Source organism: Rhodobium orientis (assembly GCF_003258835.1).
Classification (GTDB): Bacteria; Pseudomonadota; Alphaproteobacteria; order Rhizobiales; family Rhodobiaceae; genus Rhodobium; species Rhodobium orientis.
In genome coordinates this window covers 1-18,376 of sequence record NZ_NPEV01000033.1, presented here as the reverse complement: position 1 = coordinate 18,376, position 18,376 = coordinate 1, and the positions used below count along the sequence as shown (strand labels likewise).

Below are 18,376 nucleotides of genomic sequence, written 5' to 3'. Positions count from 1 at the left end.
GGATGACGAAGACGGTGCTTTTGGGGATGGTTGCTGAAACACCGGTGCATGTGGGCATCGGCAAGGCGGCCGAGGCGATCGACCTGCCCGTTGCGCGAGAGAGCACGACCGGATTTCCGCATGTGCCCGGCTCAGGCGTCAAAGGGGCGTGGCGAGTTTGGTTCAACAATGCGGAAGTCCTAGAGGAGGCTACCCGACCCGACGATGATGGCAACAGTCGCACAGAACGCGTGGAGAAGGCCGCCACGCTTTTCTTGTTCGGCAAGGGCGGCGGCGAGGCCGCGAGCGACGAGGGCGCGGGAACCCTGCTGTTCGGCGAGGCGCGGCTGGCGCTCCTGCCGGTTCGCTCGACCATGGACAGTTTCAAGCTTGTTACCTGCCCAACGATCATAAATCGCCTCCTCAGGGACCGGGCGCGAGCGGGGCTGGAAAGCGCTACGGACGTTCCCGACGTGACAAACGGGCAGTATCACGGCGAGACGATCAGCCATGGTCAAGACCCGGTGCCGCTCGGGCTTGAAGAGCGCGAATTTAGCCACGGTGGCGAGACGAAAGCTGAACTGCGGAAACTCTTTCGCAACCTGATGGGCCGATCGGCGCCCAGCGAAGAGGCGTTCGGAAGAAAGTTTGTCGTCCTGTCCGATACCGATTTTGGTTGGTTCGCAACCTTCGGCCTGCCTGTCGCGATGCGCAATGCGCTCGACGAAAACAAGATCGTCAAAGGCGGAGCGCTTTGGGCGGAGGAAACGCTCGCAACCGACACGGTAATGTGGAGCATCTTGAGCGAGCGAAAGGCCGGAGCGGTCGACACTCTGCTGGCAAAATTCAAACGACCGGCGGATCAAGGCGAAACGAAAGACGACGAGGAAGAGGTGCTTATCCAGATGGGCGGCAACGAGACGATCGGCCAAGGCTGGTTCTCGGTCCGTGTCGCCGACGGAGGCAGCGATGCCTGACAAGCAGCCCATACCGACGCTGGACCAGCAACGCGCCGTTCACGCGCTTGCTTGTGTTCAGCGTGTCGAAGGAGCCGGCTTCAAAACCGAATATCGCGCCTATGTGCGGTCTCTCCCGTTGCTTCTTACCATGAACGGGCTCGGGCAGACACTTGCCCTTGAGCTTGCCGGCGCCTCGCGCAGCGGCAACATTGGCGACGGCCACGCAGCCCTGCTGTCGCACATCCTTCTGTGGCTTGCCGGTGGAGACAACGGCTGGAAGACATCGCCATATTTGACGGTCCGATTCGCGATCCCGAATGGTCCTAACAACGACGATGAAGTCAAGAAAAAGGCCGTGGCGCTGATCACCGCGATCATGCACGAGAATGAGCGCGACATGCTGCGCGCGCAACAGGAGCTCATGGCCTATGTGAAATGGCTGAAGACCTTCGCCGAGGCCTTGATCGCCCCCCCGGAACAGGGAGAGGCGTAACGCGATGCTGCCTCTTCCGGGAAATCGAAAGCTACCTGATCTCATCGGCGCTCAGGCAGCCAATGCCGGTCTGGTGTTCTACAAATTCGTCGATAAGTGGCACGAGAAAGAGGGTAAATTCGGCCTCCACGACGAGAAGAAGAACTGGATCAACAGGTTTGTCCGGGACGGTACCGGGCTCGGCCGTGCCGAAGAACTCGCGGCACATTGCGAGCGGATCGAACGCCTTGCCCGCGCGCTTACGCCCGATGGCGCGGACATCAAGCCGGTGCGTATGGAGACGGTGTCGCGCTTCGTTACCGGCATGGGCTATGAGCATGGCGTGGAGAACGGCTTTGTCTTTCATCACACGCTCGGAGTTCCCTTTCTGCCAGCTTCCGGCATCAAGGGGCTGATGCGCGCCTTCGCCGATCACTGGCAAGCACTAGGCGATGGCGGCGAACCGGACAGCCGAGATTGGTTCGAGCGCATCGTCGACCTGTTCGGCAATTACGGGCCGGCCCGCAAGGACGATCACGACGCAAAACGTGGCGTTACACGTGACCAGCGCGCGCCGCGCATGGGCCGCCTGATCGTATTCGACGCCTTGCCCGTCGCGCCGGTCAAATGTGCTTGCGAGGTGCTCACCCCGCATGACGGCGGCTGGCGCGCCAAGGGCGCGGAGCCGATGATCGACAAGGGAGCGCCCGAGGTCATCCTGTCCCCCGGCGACTGGCACAACCCGATACCGATTCCGTTTCTTGTGGTGGAGGAAGGCCAGACCTTTCTCTTTGCCCTCGGCCGGAGCCGAGGTGGCACGCTGGCGGACCTCAAGGAGGGCTACGCGCTGCTGGAGGCCGCCCTGGAATGGATCGGCGCCGGCGCCAAGACGGCGGTCGGCTTCGGGCAGTTCGTGAATGTGGCCAATGCCCCTTTGGCCGAAAATGACCGCGTTGTCATATCGCAAGAGCACCCGGCACCGAAATTGCGTGGTCGGACCGCAACGATAGCGACTCTGTTTCCGGCACAGGGCTTAGCGAAAGTTACGCTAGAAGGTGGCGGAAAGGGGTCCAACCAAGTGGTTAAGCTTGACCTTCTTTCAAGGACCGACGAACCGGCGACTGATCAATGACCACCTATTTCGTGACCCGCCATTCGGGCGCCGTCGAATGGGCGCGGCGACAAGGGATCGCGGCGGAAGCGGTCAGCCATTTGGATGTGGAGACGGTGAAATCGGGCGACACGGTGCTGGGCACCTTGCCGGTCAACCTCGTCGCCGAGATCAATCGGCGCGGCGCGCGTTACCTGCACTTGAGGCTTGATGTCCCGCTCCAACATCGCGGCCAGGAACTCACGGTCGAAGATATGGAAACGTTCGGTGCGAGGTTCGAGGAGTTCGAGGTGAAGAGGATCGGGCAATGAACATCCGCCGCTTTCTCGACGACTATTCGTGGCTGCTCGGCGCCTTGGTGGTGGCAATATTGTTTGCGCTCGCAAAATTCGGCACCGGCTTTTTTTCGGACGTTTTCAACAATTTTGCCGACCGGAAATGGTGGGCCGACAATGTCCTCGCCTTCGTCATTTTTACCGCTCTTGTCGGAACGGTGATGAACTTGCAGCAAACTGCGCGGGAGAAGCGGCGTCGAACGCAGTATGAGGGCTGGAAGCTCTTGATGCGTGACCATCGCGGCGAAGAACATGCTCAAGAAATGTTCTGGCAGGAAGTCGAGCGCTTTCTCGACAGCGCCTTCGAACGGTGGAAGTTCGTCAAATCGTTGTCGTCCGGAGCCTATTGGATCGTGCTTCCGACCATCGATGCAGCGGAAGAGGAAGAAACGAACTGGGTGTCGGTGTCGCGTGCTGAGAAGACGATTATCGTCGATTTCGAACGCGCGATCGCTTTTGAACACGCCGTAATGAGTTCGAACCGCAATCGGCCGAGCTGAAATAGGGACGACAGGGTAATGCGCCCGTCGTTATCGCTCGCAAACGCCCCCACTGAAATCCCGCCTCAGCACGGAGCACTGTCTTCAGCAGCCCCCGGCGCTTGAGGTCTGCCAACGGCTCGCCGGCTCGCTTCGCGACCGGTCTCTCCCTCTTTCCCAGCCGATGGCTGGGGAGTCGGCCGACCGCCGAAAGCCGACGTCCCGGCTGCGGCGCGGAGTTTCTATCCCAGCCGGTGGCTGGGGGGTCAGCTGACGCACAACACCACCGTCGGTGTCACGTGTTTGTTTCTATCCCAGCCGGTGGCTGGGGGGTCAGCTGACTCGTCGAGGAGCTCTACAACCAGTTTTCCGCGTTTCTATCCCAGCCGGTGGCTGGGGGGTCAGCTGACGTGTACTTCAAGTACGGCAACTGGCAGGCCGCTGGTTTCTATCCCAGCCGGTGGCTGGGGGGTCAGCTGACCCACCACCTCGGCCTGCTGACCACGGCCCTCCGTTTCTATCCCAGCCGGTGGCTGGGGGGTCAGCTGACATCACTACCGCCTCCCTCGCGGCGGCACTCACGTTTCTATCCCAGCCGGTGGCTGGGGGGTCAGCTGACTTACCCCTCGATATCACATTGCAGAACAATAAGAAACGAAGCCAAATTCCAAGGCAAGAGGATTCAAGTGAAATAAAAATAGAACAAAACATAAACAATTGTGCAGCTCTTTCCTGTATGTTACTTATTCTACAATGTAATTTATAATATCCAAAGCAAAATGGCTCAATCAAGGCGAACCAAGGGGCCCCGGCGGGTTCTCGTCGATGACAAAAAGGCGTTCGATGCCGCCTGCCGACGTTCGGCGTTGCGGGCGGCCTGGGCCAAGGTGTGGCAGAATGCCGGCGCCGCCGGCGGCGACCGGATGACCGTCTACGATTTTTCGGCTCGCGCGGAGGCGCGGATCGGCACACTCGCCAATGATCTGCGCGAGGGGCTTTATCACCCAAGGGCGATGCGCCAGGTCGACATTCCAAAACGCTCCGGCGGGGTGCGGCGACTGACGATCCCCTCGGTGGTCGACCGCATCATCCAGACGTCCGTCGCCACCGTCCTTATGCCGTTCTTCGAAGAGGAATTCGAAGAGGCAAGCTTCGGCTATCGTCCGGGCCGTTCGATCTATCAGGCCGTGGCGCGGATCCAGGCGTTACAGCGCGAGGGCCTGGTTCATGTGGTCGATGCCGATATCGACGACTATTTCGACTCCATTCCCCACGATCTATTGCTGACCCGGCTCGGCGAAAGCCTGACGCCCGGACCGCTGAGCGAGTTGATCGCGCTGTGGCTGTCCCATGGCGCACCGCATGGCCGCGGGCTTGCCCAGGGCTCGCCCCTGTCGCCGCTGTTGGCCAACCTTTACCTCGATCGCCTCGACGAGGCGTTCGACCAGCGCGGCGCACGGATCGTGCGCTTCGCCGATGATTTCGTGATCCTGACCCGCAGCGGCGACAAGGCGGAAGACGTTCTCAACGACGTCGCGGCCCTGCTCGGTGACTTTGGGCTGAAACTGAACAAGGAGAAGACCGACGTCACCGATTTCGTGCGCGGCTTCAAGTTTCTCGGCCACATGTTCGTGCGCTCGCTGGCGTTGAAGGTGGCGCCGGAGGAAGCGGACGGTTTCAGCGCCGAGAAAACCCTGGCGCAGATCGCGCGCGAAGATGCCGCGCAAGAAGAAGCCGAACGGGCGACGGAAGCCGATCTGGCGGCCAAGGAGGCCCGGGGTTATGCGCCTGGTTTGCGTAATCTCTACGTCATGCAGCGCGGTCGGCGGCTTTCGATCCGCAATCAGGCCTTCGCGGTCGAGGAGATGGTCGCGAGTCCCGATCCGCTTACCGGAGCCCCAGCGGAATGGCGGGAACTGATCGCGGTGCCGCACCAGCGGCTCGACAGGATCGACCTCGGCCCGCAAGTCGAGGCGACGCCGGCCGCGCTCGATCACGGCCTGGCAACGGCGACGCCGATCTGCTTTGTGGACGGTCGCGGCATGACGCAGGGCATTCTGGCGTCCAGCCTTCAGCCCCGCGCAAAGCGGCATCTGGCCCAGGCGGTGGTCGTTCTTGACGAGGACAAGCGGCTCACGCTGGCGCGGATTCTGGTTATGGCCCGGCTGCGCAACGAAAGGGCATTGCTACGCAAGCTGAGCCGCGAGCGCGAGACATTGCCGGTCGCGGTCACCAAGGCGATTGCGACACTCACCGGCCTGATCGGGCGCAACGACACCAGCCGCGTTCTCGGCGCGGCGGATGTCGCCGGCATCATGGGCTATGAAGGCGCCGGCACGGCCGCCTACTGGCCGGCGGTGTCGGCGCTCGCCCATGAGGACTTCCGGTTCGCTCGGCGGAACCGGCAGGACGACCCAGGCCCCGCCAATATCGCGCTCAATTTTCTCGCCTGGCTGCTGCATCGTGACGTCTCGATCGCCGTGCTTGCGGCCGGCCTGCATCCCGGTTTCGGCGCGCTGCACGCGGTCTCCGACGAGCGCGATGCATGCGTCTACGACCTGATGGAGGAGTTCCGCGCTCATCTGATCGAGGGTTTGTTCGTCTATGTCACCAATCGGCGCATACTGCGCCGGGACATGTTCGAGCGCCGGTTGGATGGCGGCTGGCACATGCGCCGCGCCGGCGGTGAGGCTTTGATCCGCGCCTATGAGGCCAGGGCAGGCGCGCCGATTACCTGGCCGCCGAAAACGCGGCGGGTCCGTTTCCGTCGGCTGATTGTCGAGCAGGCACATCGGTTCGCAGCCCATTGCGAGGATGGAAAGACCTATCGTCCATTTGAGGTGGACTATTGAGGTTAGAATGGCCGAGAGCGAACATACGATCGTCCTTTGCTACGACATCGCGCGGGCCAAGACGCGGCGGCGGGTCGCCGATTTCCTGGAAGATCGGTTGGTGCGGGTGCAGCAAAGCGTGTTCGAAGGCCGGATGACGCCGAGCCGCGCCTATAGGCTGTTTGATGCGGCGGCGGCGCTGGTCGATGATGGCGACAATCTCAGGCTCTATGTGTTGACGCGCGAAGGGTTGCAGAAGAGCCGGACGTTTGGCGGCGCACCGCTGCCGGAAGAGGGAGCATTCATCCTGCTATGACCGGTCAGGCCCTCAATAGTGCCTTGGCCCGCGGCGTCAGACCCGCATCGCTCAGCGAACTGGCGGCGATCTGGCAAACCGACGTTGTAGCGATCGACCTTGCCGGCATGGCCGGTTTCGCCGCTACCCCAAGCATTGGCAACAAGCTGCGCGGTGCACTCGGGCAGGTTTTGCTGGAAAGCGCGTCCGACGCGGTGCGCGATCGCCGGCCCTGCACCTGGCCGAGAACGTCGACGGCCGAAATCTTTTTCGGCACGCGGCCAACTATCCGGCTTGGCGATCACTCGAGCGAAATCGCCAAACCCTATGTCTTGGAAGCGCTGGTGGCAAAGGACGGAGCACTTCGGGTGCGACTGGCGGTTTTCGGCGCGGCCCGCGAGCGCACAGATGCTGTCGCCGACGCGCTGGTCGCCGCGATGCGCCAATCGGTGAAATGGCGCGAACTCGCCAGAGATGGATCGTTGTTCGTGCCTAAGTCAGTCGAGCCCGTCAAAGTGATCGTTTTCCGTGATCAGGCTCTTGTGCCGCTGACATGTCCAACCTCCAAACTCAAACTGGTCTTCCTTACCCCAATCGATGCTGAAAGGGGGAACGTTCTGACGTCCCCAACTCTCATTCTTGAGCGGATCGTGCGCCGGACGGCGCTGATGGCGCCCTGGTACGGCCTATCGTTGGCAGAAGAATACGATACGCTCATTGAGGCTGCACGGGCAGTTGCGATCGAAGACGTCCAAATGACGAGCGTCGAATGTCCTGCCCAAGGTGGTCATCGCTGGGCCAATGCACTTTCTCCGCCCGTTTCGATGGCGCTTTCCTGTCCGATCGAACAAATTCAGGCGGCTCTTCTTATTGGCGAAGTCATCCATGTCGGGCGCGGCGCGAGCCTTGGCCTCGGCCGCTATCACATCGTCTAACGGGCAAGATATCGCGAGGCAGCCTGTCACGGTCGAGTATACCCTGGTGTGACGTAACAACTCTCCGGTCAACGCCGTAACATCTGGGTTGACATCGACTATTTGTGACACTGTAGCCTTGGGCTTAAAGCTTGAGGTTACACATGACAAAAATCGGCTACGCACGCGTCAGCACCACCGACCAAGACCTTGAGGTTCAACGGGCCCGGTTGAAATCGGAAGGGTGCGAGATCATCCGCTCGGAGAAAATTTCAGGCGCCACGCTCGACGGCCGTCAAGAACTCAAAACCATCATCGACTTTCTGAGAACCGGCGACGAGTTGATCGTCACTCGCCTGGACCGTCTCGGCCGTGACACACGCGATGTATTGAACATCATCCACGATTGCGAGCAGAAAGGCGCGCTCGTCACCATTCTTGATCCGCATGTGTCAACGCGCGGCGAGATGGGCCATGTCGTGCTGACTGTGCTCGGTATGGTCGCCCAGATGGAACGCCGCTTCATCAAGGAGCGGCAGCGCGAAGGGATCGAGCGGGCGAAAGCAAACGGGGTCTACAAGGGTGGAAAACAGCGGATCGATCGCGCCAAGGTGTTGGCAATGCATGAGGACGGCACGTCGCCAACAGAGATTGCCAAGACCTTGGGGTGTTCCCGCATGCAAGTCTACCGGATTCTGAGCGTTGCGTAGCGTGCTTCAAGTTCGAGGCCGGCCAGGACGTTACCTATTGACGTCGACATCGGCGCGCCTCTCGCCGCGGACGACCCAGCCCCTTGCGGCAACGCATCTAATTGCCAGATTGGGCGGGCAGCAGAAATGCGCTGTGACTTGCACGAATGACCAAGTTGGACCCACTAGCGGACTGACTGCATTTGCGCAGCAACGTTGTAAAATCCGCCATCGCCATCAATATAATTGCGGATTAACTAAGGTGCTAGTCGAAAGTGGTTCGGTTTCAAGCGAACTGGGTTGGCTTGGAGCAGCTATATTTTCCAAGTTCAAAGCAGTGAACCCACCAAGCGCGGATACTCCGACTACGAATCCTGCGAGTTGCACAATTAATGAGGCGGTCTTCCATTTTCCCATACGCTTGCGGTATCGGGTGCCGTCTGCCTCTTTCCTTTCATAGCGTTGATAGCTCGCGTAGATGCGCTCCCAAGCTGCAAGCTGCACGAACCCGCCAAACATCGAACACGACAGTCCGATCCATCCCAACCAAAATGCCAGCGCGAACTCAACGTGAACCAAGCTTGGCCGAAAAGAGACAGAGAACGCGAACAGTGCTCCCGCGATGAACAAAAGTGATTTAATGAATTCAAGGCGGTAGGAATTGGCCAATGCGAGATCGCGGTGGATTGCTTCCAATGAATGATCATTTGGACTTTCCATGATTCGCCTTTATGCGGAACGAGTGGCAACTTGGTGCTGAACGCGCGGCGCTGTAGGGCCGTGGGTAGCGTATCCAATAACATGCGAAATGTGCAATATGATCCGATATAACTATGCCAAATCCTCAGACCAAACATTCGATCACAGCGACAGCTGCGACTCTGAATTTCGGCTGAGAATAGAGTTCTATCGAGCGAACGAAAAGCCTTATGGAGCCTTCAGTAACCTCTATCGTCGAGAGGTCATATTCGAAGGAACAAAATACCCTACCGCTGAACATGCCTATCAGGCAGGCAAGGCAGCTAAGCCCGCGGTGCGAGAATGGATTCTGAATGCCCCGACACCCGCGCTAGCTGCAATGGCAGCTCATGGCCTTTACACTTGGGAGGTCGTGCCGAACTGGTCGCAGATCAAGTTCGATAGAATGCGAGCTGTATTAAAAGCAAAATTTACCCAGCACAATGATTTAGCTCAGTTGCTTGCGGCCACCGGCGACGCTCAACTGGTGGAAGTTGCTCGCACGAATAACGCTGTTAATCGGCTCTGGGGAGAAGTCAATGGGAAGGGCGAAAACATGCTGGGGCGAATGCTAATGGAACTACGTGCTGAAATACGCGCGACGGGACGTGCTGAAGACGATTGCTGACAGCCGCGGGACACAGAACCAGCATGACCACTCCATATGAGGCCGAGCTTGAGCAGCTGAATGAAACCGTCAGAAAAGCTATTGCAGCTCCCATCGATGATCTCAAGCAAGGGATTGCGGCGACCAGTCAATCGAGTGTGATTGGCGTTGGCTCGGGCGGGTCTTATACTGTGGCCTCACTTCTTTGCAGTCTGCACGAGGCATATACAGGCCGGATTTCTCGACCCATTACGCCACTGGAGTTGATATGCAACCCAACATTGGCCTCCGGCAGCCCGCTTTTCTTCTTCTCAGCTGAGGGCAAGAATCCGGATATTATCGAAGCGCTCCAGCGCGCACGTCAGCATAGCTCTCGCGCCGTCCATGTTCTTACGAACCGGGAAACGAGCCCTTTAATGGGCCGAGTCGACGCACTGAACGATGTTACCTCTCACGTTTTCAGTTTAGTCGAGAAAGATGGCTATCTAGCGACAAACAGTCTCGCCTATAGCGCAACTTTGGTCGCTCGCGCCTTCAAAGAGCTTGATGGGCAGGGGGAGCTCGACCTCACCGATCTATCAAGCATCAGGTTTGGCCAGTTAAGCCTTCAGGAATGGGTTGATCGTTCACGCCGCTTTATGGCCGAAGCGCAGAGCCGGCGAGGCCTGATAATTATCTATTCACCTTTACTTCGTCCGATAGCGGAGGATCTGGAGTCAAGATTTTCTGAGTCCGCTCTGTTTTTCGTTCAACTCGCGGATTTTAGATCGTTTGCGCATGGAAGACACCTCTGGCTTACCGAGCGCCCTGAAGACACGGCAATACTCATCCTTTCAGAGCCAAACGTCGAGGGGCTTTGGGAGGACATGAAAACGCGTGTACCAAGTCAAGTGGTTGTGTTTGAGATGTCTGTCGGTGGGGCTTCGCCCTCGCACCTTATCTCCGGACTCATTGGTGGTATGTATCTGGTATCGGAGGCCGCGAATGCGCTTTGTAAGAATATTGCGAAGCCAATGATATCAGACCTTGGAAGACACCTCTACTATGCCGACCTTCAAGATCTTATACCACCACCGGCTGAGGAGGCAATTCGTGGTGAAGATTCGAAATACGAAGTCCTTGGCGCCCATTGGCCATCCGCTAAATCGAGCGGTAAGATTCGAAGGGCGCGTATTGAAGCCGAAAATTCGCTTCAAAAACAGAGGTTCAAAGCGATAGTATTCGACTACGATGGGACAATTTGCAGCTCTAGTGCGCGGGACAAGCCTCCTTCCGAATCCGTTTGTAGGCACATAGAAAAGCTCGCTGCAGCTGGCATTGTCATAGGCATCGCTTCCGGCCGTGGGGGGTCAATAGCCGAGAGTTTTGAAAAGCGTTTTGATAAATCGATATGGCCGCAGATCCGTCTCGGGCTTTACAACGGCGGCTGGATCGGGACAATGGGAACGTCAATTCTCCCGCATTCTGTTTCGAGCGACTTCCTGATACATGCCAAGCGTATTGTGACTAATCTTAAATCCTGTGGTGTCCCGATCCAGAACATACGCGAAAACCCACCTTATCAATTAAGCGTTCGCTTTAGCAACGGAGTGAGCACGGAAGACATGTGGTTCGTCTTTGCTGATGCTCTAAAACATGCTGGCCTTGAAACTGCGACGATTTCGCGTAGTAAGCACTCGATTGATATCCTGTCTGAAGGCGTCAGTAAGTCGCACCTAATTGCCAATATCATTCAAGAATGCCGTATTGATCCCTACGAGATTGTGACGATGGGAGATCTGGGCGCGTGGCCAGGCAATGATGCTGCATTGCTGCAACACAGATACTCGCTCAGTGTAGACTCTCCATCTCGAAGGCTGGACAGGGGTTGGAAGCTTGCGCCGAAACTGAAGCGCGATGTCGATGCCACCATATGGTATCTCGACCGCACTAAAATCTCCGGTGATCGTACCTTTCGCTTCGATATTTCAGGGGACGCGCCATGAAGGAGGTGAATGCCCAAGAGATACTGGCTCAAGTAATGGGCTGGATCGACTCCGAAACAGTGGTGAAGAACTCGACAAGACTGCAGTTTCTGTCCGAATATAAATATAATGAATACCAAAGATACGGGCCTGGAAAGCAGTTTATTGAGAGCTTAGCTCTATGGCTGAATCAATTTGAGGAACCTGATCGGCCTGTCGCCCTCTCCCTAATATTGGACAAACTGATATTTATTTCCGAAAAGGAGATGTCTCATCTTGTGAAAATCTCCTATCCCGACGTGATTGTTCAGGAACGGCTGAGGCTTGTTGCGGAGGAAGATGAGATACCGCTACATAAAGTTGAAGCGTTGTCCAGACATTGGCGTTTTGAAGAATTGCGCATTCGATCGCTGTATCTAGGGCTTAGCGACGGCGCTCACACAAATGAACTAAGGCGCGCAAGTAACGGGGCAATTAGCAATGAGCAAATATGGCAGGCCTATGAACTAGGTGAAGCGAAAACGGGAGATATGCTTGAGGCCTTGCGTAAAAATGTTAGGAAATTCAGATCGGATTTTAACAGGAGCGATGATGAAGAAGGGCGATTCAATCTTGTATGGCTAATTGATGATTTTTCAGGAAGTGGGAACACATATATAAGATATGACAATACAGAAAGAAGTTACAAAGGGAAAATAAAAAAGATATACGAGAGAATACACGAAGGCGATCTTGTTAGCCGAGAATACTATGAAGTTTACATTCTTTTATATGTTGCGACAAGGCAGGCTATAGATCACATTGAATATTGGAGTGAGAGATTCGCGGGGGAGCACGGTTTCAAGCCCCCAAAAGTAGTGGTTTTGCATCCTATCGAGAAGGAGTATGCGCTCACCGATCCAGAGGACTCGGACGTAATAAAAATTGCCAAAAAAGAAAAATACTATGACACACGCGCTAGTGATCGGCATATTGCAATCGGCGGAACCGAAAATGCAATGATGGGATTCGCCGATTGTGCGCTTCCTCTCGTACTTTCCCACAACACACCCAATAATTCCATTTATCTTTTGTGGGGGCCAGAGGAGTATGCCTTTTTTGGGCTTTTCCCACGCGTAAGCCGCCATCGTGAGACGTGATGGCCTATCGTTCTAATCCATTCCTTGAGCGGATGTCCGAGCGTACGACCTCCGATCAAGATTTTGCGCATCTTTTCTCACCTAAGATTCTCGAAAAACTTCACGAGGATTGTTTCGCGGGCGCTGTGCATGTTTTTCGGAGCCCTCCGGGTGGTGGAAAATCGACGATCATGCGTGCCTTTACCCCAAGCGCATTAAGAGCGTTCTGGAACGCGGGCCCTAGCCAGGTTGAAACTAGTCGTTTCTTAGTTGGCAGGGGCGTGATCAGCGAGGCCGAAGGGCCATTGATGCTCGGTGTGATGCTGTCGTGCTCTTCCGGTTTTGCTGATCTTCCTCCGGGGGCATCGGCCGCGGGCGACGGTGTATTCCGCGCACTTCTCGATTGCAGGATCGTGATGCGGGCTCTTCGAAGCCTCGAAGAATTCCTGAGCCACCTAGCAGCGGACCCACTTAGCGATGTTAGGCTGGATTATGTGGAAGAGGTACATGGATCCCAGTCGATTCCGCGCCTTTCCTCCCCTCACGAAATGCTTCGATGGGCCCGGGAGAAAGAGCGGCTCGTCTACGAATATCTCGATATATCCGCTCCAAAGACACCGGACAATTCACCTCCTGCTCATACCCGGTTCGAGGCAGTGCTTTGGCTTCAATCAGTGCGTTTTCTTCATAGGGACCGGGAGGTTGCCACTGTTCGATTGCTTATGATCGACGACGTTCAGGCGTTACGAAGAGGGCAGCGATCTCAGTTGTTGGATGAACTTGTTCAGTTGCGGCCACAAATTCCGATCTGGCTCGCCAGTAGGTCGATCGCTTTTGGTGACCGGTTCTTATCTCAAGGCGTGCGGACAGGCCGCGATATTCGGGAGTATCCGCTGGAGGAGATTTGGGGAGGTGGCAGCAATAAACAACAATTCATTAGTTTTGCTCATAACGTCTTAGATCGACGTTTTCAGATGCAATCTGTTGTTCCAGGTCAGTCTTTTTCTCAATTTCTCCAAGAAATACTATTTTCACAGGAAATTGAGGAGCTTTTCCAGGCGGCAAAGCGTCGGTTCAACGAAGTGACGGATGAGCAGTCGAAAACCCTTCGATACTCTGAGTGGATTGGCGAAGCCAAGGACCGGCGTGCCGGTCTCGAAGCGATAGTCGCCCTATACGCGACTCGCATCCTTATAGCCCGAGATAAGGCTAGCCGACAGCTATCGTTCGATATGAGCCCACTAAGTAGTTATGAACTTGAAGATAGAGAAAATGCGTCAATTAGGTCGGCAGCGGAAATTTTCGCACACAAAGAAATTGACCTGCCATATTACTACGGATTCGAACGCGTATGCGCCATGGCGACCAACAACGTCGAGGAATTGCTGTCTCTCGCAGCAGCCCTCTATGAAGGTATGAAAGCAAAGCAAGTCCTGCGCAGAAAAACCCACCCTGAGCTTCTTCCAGTCGAACAGCAGAAGCGCTTGAAGGACATTGCCACGAGTAAAAGGTCCTTCATAACTCGCAGCCACAAGGAAGGCTCAAAAGCGCAGAGGCTCTTAGACTCTATAGGGTATTTCTGCCGTGATCGAACTTTTCAGATAAACGCGCCCTACGCTCCTGGGGTAACGGGCGTCCGATTGCCGGCATCCGAGCTTTCGAAATTTGAACAACTAAACACTCGATCTGATGCGACCTCAGAAAGGTTGAAACGAGTACTTTTCGAATGTGTGGCTGAAAACCTGTTGGTAATGAGAGAAAGCTCTCCCAGCACTAACCGCGAAGGAGGTTACGTATTCTATCTTAATCGCACGATGTGCGCATACTATGATCTCCCTTTACAGTATGGGGGGTGGCAGGAAGCTACTGTTCAACGCCTGTCTAGTTGGATGGAAAGGGGCTATCAGCCGGTGGGGAGGCTTGAGCTCGGATAATGATTTGGCAGAACTACGTTTTCCGCAAAGGTTCCGCCGTTGAGGATCTTTGGGACGAAATCTATAATGACAAAAAGTCGGATGATTCAAAGTTTCAGCTGCTTTACATAGCTGGACTTGGTTTCGATGTGCGAGCAGTTGATGTCCTTCGTAAGTTTGTTGAGCGTCTGGCCGCGTCAGAAATCCCTATTGAGACCGCCACACTCTTGTTAGTTGAATTCCCAAACTACAATTTGGACGACGAATTAAAAGAAATAACACAGGAGAATGGGGCGAATTTTGAGGAAATATTTAAAAGCATTGGGAAGGTTAGAAGCATCAGCGTTGGAGCGCCCGAAGTCGACGATGACATAAGCTCGACCATGGCGCTTACGCAAGGTGTGCGGCAGATGTTGGACTCTTTAGAATGTATTACTGATCTCGTCATAGACGTAAGCTCTCTTCCGAGAATTGTGTATCTGTCGGTGCTCCTTTCCGTTCTGGCCCGAGTTGTGCCCGTCAAGAACGGAGATTGCTCACTTGCATCGGAAGTTACTGTACAGGTTCTCGTAGCAGAAGATCCTGCCCTCGACGGGAAAATCAGCGCTGAAGATCCCGCCAATGAACTCGTTTTTGTTCCAGGGTATTCCGAAGCATTTCAGTCGGAAACGCTGAGTGACCTACCGATGGTATGGTTTCCTATTCTGGGGGAAAACCGCTTAGGGCAGGTGCTAAGGATCGAGCGCAAAGTACCGACGTGGGCTGAAATCTGTCCTGTCCTTCCACATCCATCAAGCGATCCACGTCGAGGTGATCGGTTGCTACTAGAATACGATGATGCTTTATTTTCGAAACGGCAAACGCCAATTGGCAATATCATCTATGCGCACGAAGGCCATCCGTTTGAAGCATACAGGCAACTCCTCGAGGCCATGCAGCGATACCGAGATTCGCTGGGCGTAATCGGAGATAGTCGACTAATCGTGACGCCGCTTTCAAGCAAGCTTATCACAATTGGATGCGCATTGGCCTGCTTTGAGGCGAAAGTCACTTCCACCGGCGAGGGTTCAAGCGTTGCAATTCCGTATGCCGAACCCAAACGATATGTCGCGGACCCTGTTGTACTGCGAAATACCAGGCCGGACCTTTGCGCCTTGGTGCTAACGGGCGACCCGTATCGGGCTTAGATGTTTGATCCCAGGCTTTGATGGGGCATCCTTGTCACTCGAATCAAAGGATGCGCTATGGGCCAGGTTCACCATGGGAGCGCCAAAACGACTGCGGCGATCCGTCGAGCGATACAACATAGTCAAGAGAGCCTGAGAGTTCTGGCGAAGCGCTACGGGATCAACCAGAAGACTGTGGCGAAGTGGAAGAAGCGGTCCTCGGTGGCCGATCTGCCGACCGGTCCGAGTGAGCCGCAATCGACGGTGCTTTCACCGGAAGAGGAAGCCGTCATTGTCGCCTTTCGACGCTACACGCTGTTGCCGCTCGATGATTGCCTCTATGCTCTCTAGCCAACGATCCCGCATCTGACGCGCTCGTCGTTGCACCGCTGTCTGCAGCGCCACGGCATCGGCCGGCTGCCTAATGTTGAAGGGGACAAACCTTCCAAGAAGAAGTTCAAAAGCTATCCGATCGGCTACTTCCACATTGATATTGCCGAGGTCGGGACTGAACAGGGCAAGCTGCACATGTTCGTCGCCATCGATCGCACCTCGAAGTTCGCCTTCGTCGAGGTGCACGAGAAGGCGACCACAGCCATCTCCAGAGAGTTCCTGCTCCGGTTGATCGAGGCGGTTCCCTACAAGATCCACACCGTGCTCACCGACAATGGGATCCAGTTTACCACGCCCGGCGCCGGAGGTTCAGCAGTGCCGTTGATCAAAGAGGCCATAGCCAACGGAGAAATCTTCAGGGCGCACGCCTTCGAATATGCCTGCGCCACCAACGATATCGAGCATCGCACGACAAAGGCCAAGCATCCCTGAACCAATGGACAGGTCGAGAGGATGAACCGCACGATAAAGAACGCCACCGTCAAGCGCTTCTATTACGAGAGCCACGATCAGCTCCAGCAACACCTCGCCGACTTCGTCTCGGCCTATAACTTCGCTCGCAGGCTCAAGACCCTCAAGGGCCTCACCCCCTACGAGTTCATCTGCAAAGAATGGACCTCACAGCCGGAACGCTTCAAGCTCAATCCGCTCCAGAAAATGCCGAGGTTAAACATCTAGTGCGCGTTTCGACAGTCGGCAATCCTGCATTATTCCATGGAAGCGGTTAGCTTTCGGCCTTGATAGGGCCTAGATCTGTCGGGAGGAGACCTCGTGAATCGCGCTTCCATTCGGAAGTGAGGTACGCATTTTGAGTTGGCCGGGGCACTGATCGCGGGCTTTAGATCATTCCGCCAATGGGCTACCGCACGCGCATCCGCATCGGTTCGGGGTCGTTTACGGAGAGGTTGAGGCTACTTTCGCCGCTGCGGTCGCCAATGAGGCTTTTGTGGACTGCGGCGAAGCGCAGCCGAAAGTGCCATCACAGCCGAAACCAATTTCCCTGAATTGGAAGGCAAAGAGCCGGCTCGGCCAACCATTGGGCGGACCAAGACGAACGTCTGCAATGTCGACGTTTAAGGGGCTTTCCTACTGCTAATTGTTCCCAAAAAGCGGGCGCAGCCCTTCGACGGGTTTTTCGCCCTGAATGATGCCCTGCATCATCTGGAAGGTTTTCCGCTCGTCCTCGCTCATATTGAAAAGGGGATCACCCGGCCGGGTCGTGCGGTCAGGTTTTTGGAACGGTTGGAACCAGGATTCCACGGTGTCGGCATGGAATGATGCGAACGGCCCGAAGCCGCAGACATAGGTATTATTGGCGAAGAGAATGTCGGTGAAGTCGCCATTCTGCATAAGGATGATGTGTTCTACGGGCCAGAACGAGCCGAAGTTCTCGTCGCCAGCAGCGTTTCGAAACAAGTCGTCGACAACTTCGGAGCTATCTGTCCGATCGTTGTGGAGATAGCGAACCGGCGTTCGGCGAAAGGAGGCGTTTTCTTCGAGTTCCAGGAGTTCAGGAACGGCTCCAATTTCGGGATCATATTTCAGTTCCTGGCAAAGATGCGCTGGTGCTTTCTGGCGAAGCTCATGGGAAACGAGCAGATTCCTTAGGAGCAGGAGCTTTTCTCGTGCCGGGTAACGATCGCTCGCCTGAGCTCTGGCTTTATCCCTTTCGTCTTCCAGGATTCGGTGAGCTGCACTGATCGCAATCCGTGTGGTGTCGTCGTCGAGAAGCACAGTATCGGCAAAACCGCACGTTTGCTGGTGATCGCTGTAAAGCAGCAGCGAACGCCCGTCTGGCACCCGAAGAAAGTGAATCTGATTGATCTCGGCGATTGGCGTGCTGGGGGGCAATGCATTTCGGACGACATCCAATACCGCCTTTGCCTGCCGAGGATCGCTGGTGCTGTACCAATGGACCTTTTGCCGCCCGCGGAAGTGCTTTTCTAAGCTCGACCGCAATTCCTGCATTACAACGGGGGCAAGGCTATTCGGGAAGCAATTGTCAGCGCGTGCGGTGTTGTTCGTAAAAGCCGCAAACAAAATTCCCAATACCGCAAACGCCGATCCAACCGGGATACGGCCTACTCTGAACGCCGCAAGACTGCTCGCGACCCTCTGTCTAAGAATTGGTTCTCTCAATTGTTGTTGAAACATATCGCCCTCAATCGTTTGGGGGTGGGGTATCGTTTCTGCTTGATGTTGGAGAGGTGCCCTTGCTCTTGCGCGTCGAACGCCATGCAAAGAATGCAGAGATCGCAAGGATGATGCCGCCATAGGCCCAAATAGCCAGATCGCTGAACTCTCCGCTTTGCGACGCGGCAAAAGCAAGAACAGCGTGTCTTCTTAAGCTTCTTTCCGTGCTATATTTCACTGACGGGAGGAAGCGATGGCACAATCAGGAAAGAGGTTGGGA

Annotated in this window: 16 protein-coding genes, 1 pseudogene and 1 CRISPR repeat array; of the genes and pseudogenes, 15 read left to right on the top strand and 2 right to left on the bottom strand. The window is 55.9% G+C overall.

What is annotated here, in order from left to right; translation table 11 throughout:
• Positions 1-2 precede the first annotated feature (2 nt).
• From cmr4 to CH339_RS14810, 9 genes are all read left to right on the top strand, one after another.
• Positions 3-956: a type III-B CRISPR module RAMP protein Cmr4 gene (cmr4, locus tag CH339_RS14850; RefSeq protein WP_111435147.1), complete on the top strand. Its 954-nt coding sequence runs from the start codon at positions 3-5 to the stop codon at positions 954-956.
• Positions 949-1,431: a type III-B CRISPR module-associated protein Cmr5 gene (gene cmr5, locus CH339_RS14845; protein ID WP_111435146.1), complete on the top strand. Its 483-nt coding sequence runs from the start codon at positions 949-951 to the stop codon at positions 1,429-1,431. Before cmr4 ends, cmr5 begins: the two co-directional genes overlap by 8 nt.
• A 4-nt stretch (positions 1,432-1,435) precedes the next feature.
• On the top strand, positions 1,436-2,542 hold the full coding sequence (gene cmr6 / locus CH339_RS14840) for a type III-B CRISPR module RAMP protein Cmr6 (RefSeq protein ID WP_111435145.1): 1,107 nt from the start codon (positions 1,436-1,438) through the stop codon (positions 2,540-2,542).
• Positions 2,539-2,832, top strand: a complete 294-nt coding sequence (gene csx16 / locus CH339_RS14835; RefSeq protein WP_111435144.1) for a CRISPR-associated protein Csx16 — start codon at positions 2,539-2,541, stop codon at positions 2,830-2,832. The genes cmr6 and csx16 overlap by 4 nt, the downstream gene beginning before the upstream one ends.
• Entirely contained in the window at positions 2,829-3,356 is a 528-nt protein-coding gene (locus tag CH339_RS14830) for a hypothetical protein (protein ID WP_111435143.1), read from the top strand. Before csx16 ends, CH339_RS14830 begins: the two co-directional genes overlap by 4 nt.
• A gap of 217 nt (positions 3,357-3,573) precedes the next feature.
• Positions 3,574-3,954: a CRISPR direct-repeat array (repeat unit 37 nt; unit sequence GTTTCTATCCCAGCCGGTGGCTGGGGGGTCAGCTGAC).
• A gap of 160 nt (positions 3,955-4,114) precedes the next feature.
• Positions 4,115-6,187 (top strand): CRISPR-associated endonuclease Cas1, encoded by a 2,073-nt coding sequence (gene cas1 / locus CH339_RS14825; RefSeq protein WP_111435142.1) that lies wholly within the window; start codon positions 4,115-4,117, stop codon positions 6,185-6,187.
• 7 nt (positions 6,188-6,194) lie between these two features.
• Positions 6,195-6,482, top strand: coding sequence for a CRISPR-associated endonuclease Cas2 (gene cas2, locus CH339_RS14820; RefSeq protein WP_111435141.1), 288 nt, complete (start codon positions 6,195-6,197; stop codon positions 6,480-6,482).
• Entirely contained in the window at positions 6,479-7,396 is a 918-nt protein-coding gene (locus tag CH339_RS14815; RefSeq protein WP_111435140.1) for a hypothetical protein, read from the top strand. Before cas2 ends, CH339_RS14815 begins: the two co-directional genes overlap by 4 nt.
• Positions 7,397-7,539: 143 nt before the next feature.
• A complete protein-coding gene (locus tag CH339_RS14810) occupies positions 7,540-8,085 on the top strand; it encodes a recombinase family protein (RefSeq protein ID WP_111435139.1) in 546 nt (181 codons plus the stop codon).
• Between the two features lie 216 nt (positions 8,086-8,301).
• Here CH339_RS14810 and CH339_RS24365 read toward each other — a convergent pair whose 3' ends face one another.
• Positions 8,302-8,784 carry a hypothetical protein gene (locus CH339_RS24365; RefSeq protein ID WP_146610187.1) on the bottom strand — a complete coding sequence of 161 codons (483 nt, stop codon included), beginning with the start codon at positions 8,782-8,784 and terminating at the stop codon, positions 8,302-8,304.
• 97 nt (positions 8,785-8,881) lie between these two features.
• On the opposite strand from CH339_RS24365, the gene ybiA reads away from it, so the two are divergent.
• The 6 genes and pseudogenes from ybiA to CH339_RS14780 all read left to right on the top strand — a co-directional run bounded on the left by ybiA (position 8,882) and on the right by CH339_RS14780 (position 16,641).
• A complete protein-coding gene (gene ybiA / locus CH339_RS14805) occupies positions 8,882-9,430 on the top strand; it encodes a riboflavin biosynthesis intermediates N-glycosidase (protein WP_111435138.1) in 549 nt (182 codons plus the stop codon).
• A gap of 23 nt (positions 9,431-9,453) precedes the next feature.
• The gene (locus CH339_RS14800) at positions 9,454-11,394 is read left to right on the top strand and encodes an HAD hydrolase family protein (RefSeq protein WP_111435137.1); all 1,941 of its coding nucleotides are present in this window, start codon (positions 9,454-9,456) and stop codon (positions 11,392-11,394) included.
• Positions 11,391-12,512, top strand: a complete 1,122-nt coding sequence (locus CH339_RS14795) for a phosphoribosyltransferase-like protein (protein ID WP_111435136.1) — start codon at positions 11,391-11,393, stop codon at positions 12,510-12,512. The genes CH339_RS14800 and CH339_RS14795 overlap by 4 nt, the downstream gene beginning before the upstream one ends.
• A complete protein-coding gene (locus CH339_RS14790) occupies positions 12,512-14,425 on the top strand; it encodes an ORC-CDC6 family AAA ATPase (protein WP_111435135.1) in 1,914 nt (637 codons plus the stop codon). The genes CH339_RS14795 and CH339_RS14790 overlap by 1 nt, the downstream gene beginning before the upstream one ends.
• Positions 14,425-15,591 carry a hypothetical protein gene (locus CH339_RS14785; protein ID WP_111435134.1) on the top strand — a complete coding sequence of 389 codons (1,167 nt, stop codon included), beginning with the start codon at positions 14,425-14,427 and terminating at the stop codon, positions 15,589-15,591. The genes CH339_RS14790 and CH339_RS14785 overlap by 1 nt, the downstream gene beginning before the upstream one ends.
• 57 nt (positions 15,592-15,648) lie before the next feature.
• Positions 15,649-16,641, top strand: a pseudogene (locus CH339_RS14780) (IS481 family transposase).
• A 414-nt stretch (positions 16,642-17,055) separates the two neighbouring features.
• Here CH339_RS14780 and CH339_RS24360 read toward each other — a convergent pair.
• On the bottom strand, positions 17,056-18,117 hold the full coding sequence (locus CH339_RS24360) for a hypothetical protein (RefSeq protein ID WP_146610186.1): 1,062 nt from the start codon (positions 18,115-18,117) through the stop codon (positions 17,056-17,058).
• Positions 18,118-18,376: the final 259 nt, after the last annotated feature.

What these genes read in the sequence shown, in the direction of transcription:
- cmr4 (WP_111435147.1), top strand. Translation starts at nt 3, where the DNA reads ATGACGAAGACGGTGCTTTTGGGGATGGTTGCTGAAACACCGGTGCAT.
- cmr5 (WP_111435146.1), top strand. Translation starts at nt 949, where the DNA reads ATGCCTGACAAGCAGCCCATACCGACGCTGGACCAGCAACGCGCCGTT.
- cmr6 (WP_111435145.1), top strand. Translation starts at nt 1,436, where the DNA reads ATGCTGCCTCTTCCGGGAAATCGAAAGCTACCTGATCTCATCGGCGCT.
- csx16 (WP_111435144.1), top strand. Translation starts at nt 2,539, where the DNA reads ATGACCACCTATTTCGTGACCCGCCATTCGGGCGCCGTCGAATGGGCG.
- CH339_RS14830 (WP_111435143.1), top strand. Translation starts at nt 2,829, where the DNA reads ATGAACATCCGCCGCTTTCTCGACGACTATTCGTGGCTGCTCGGCGCC.
- cas1 (WP_111435142.1), top strand. Translation starts at nt 4,115, where the DNA reads ATGGCTCAATCAAGGCGAACCAAGGGGCCCCGGCGGGTTCTCGTCGAT.
- cas2 (WP_111435141.1), top strand. Translation starts at nt 6,195, where the DNA reads ATGGCCGAGAGCGAACATACGATCGTCCTTTGCTACGACATCGCGCGG.
- CH339_RS14815 (WP_111435140.1), top strand. Translation starts at nt 6,479, where the DNA reads ATGACCGGTCAGGCCCTCAATAGTGCCTTGGCCCGCGGCGTCAGACCC.
- CH339_RS14810 (WP_111435139.1), top strand. Translation starts at nt 7,540, where the DNA reads ATGACAAAAATCGGCTACGCACGCGTCAGCACCACCGACCAAGACCTT.
- CH339_RS24365 (WP_146610187.1), bottom strand. Translation starts at nt 8,784, where the DNA reads ATGGAAAGTCCAAATGATCATTCATTGGAAGCAATCCACCGCGATCTC.
- ybiA (WP_111435138.1), top strand. Translation starts at nt 8,882, where the DNA reads ATGATCCGATATAACTATGCCAAATCCTCAGACCAAACATTCGATCAC.
- CH339_RS14800 (WP_111435137.1), top strand. Translation starts at nt 9,454, where the DNA reads ATGACCACTCCATATGAGGCCGAGCTTGAGCAGCTGAATGAAACCGTC.
- CH339_RS14795 (WP_111435136.1), top strand. Translation starts at nt 11,391, where the DNA reads ATGAAGGAGGTGAATGCCCAAGAGATACTGGCTCAAGTAATGGGCTGG.
- CH339_RS14790 (WP_111435135.1), top strand. Translation starts at nt 12,512, where the DNA reads ATGGCCTATCGTTCTAATCCATTCCTTGAGCGGATGTCCGAGCGTACG.
- CH339_RS14785 (WP_111435134.1), top strand. Translation starts at nt 14,425, where the DNA reads ATGATTTGGCAGAACTACGTTTTCCGCAAAGGTTCCGCCGTTGAGGAT.
- CH339_RS24360 (WP_146610186.1), bottom strand. Translation starts at nt 18,117, where the DNA reads ATGTTTCAACAACAATTGAGAGAACCAATTCTTAGACAGAGGGTCGCG.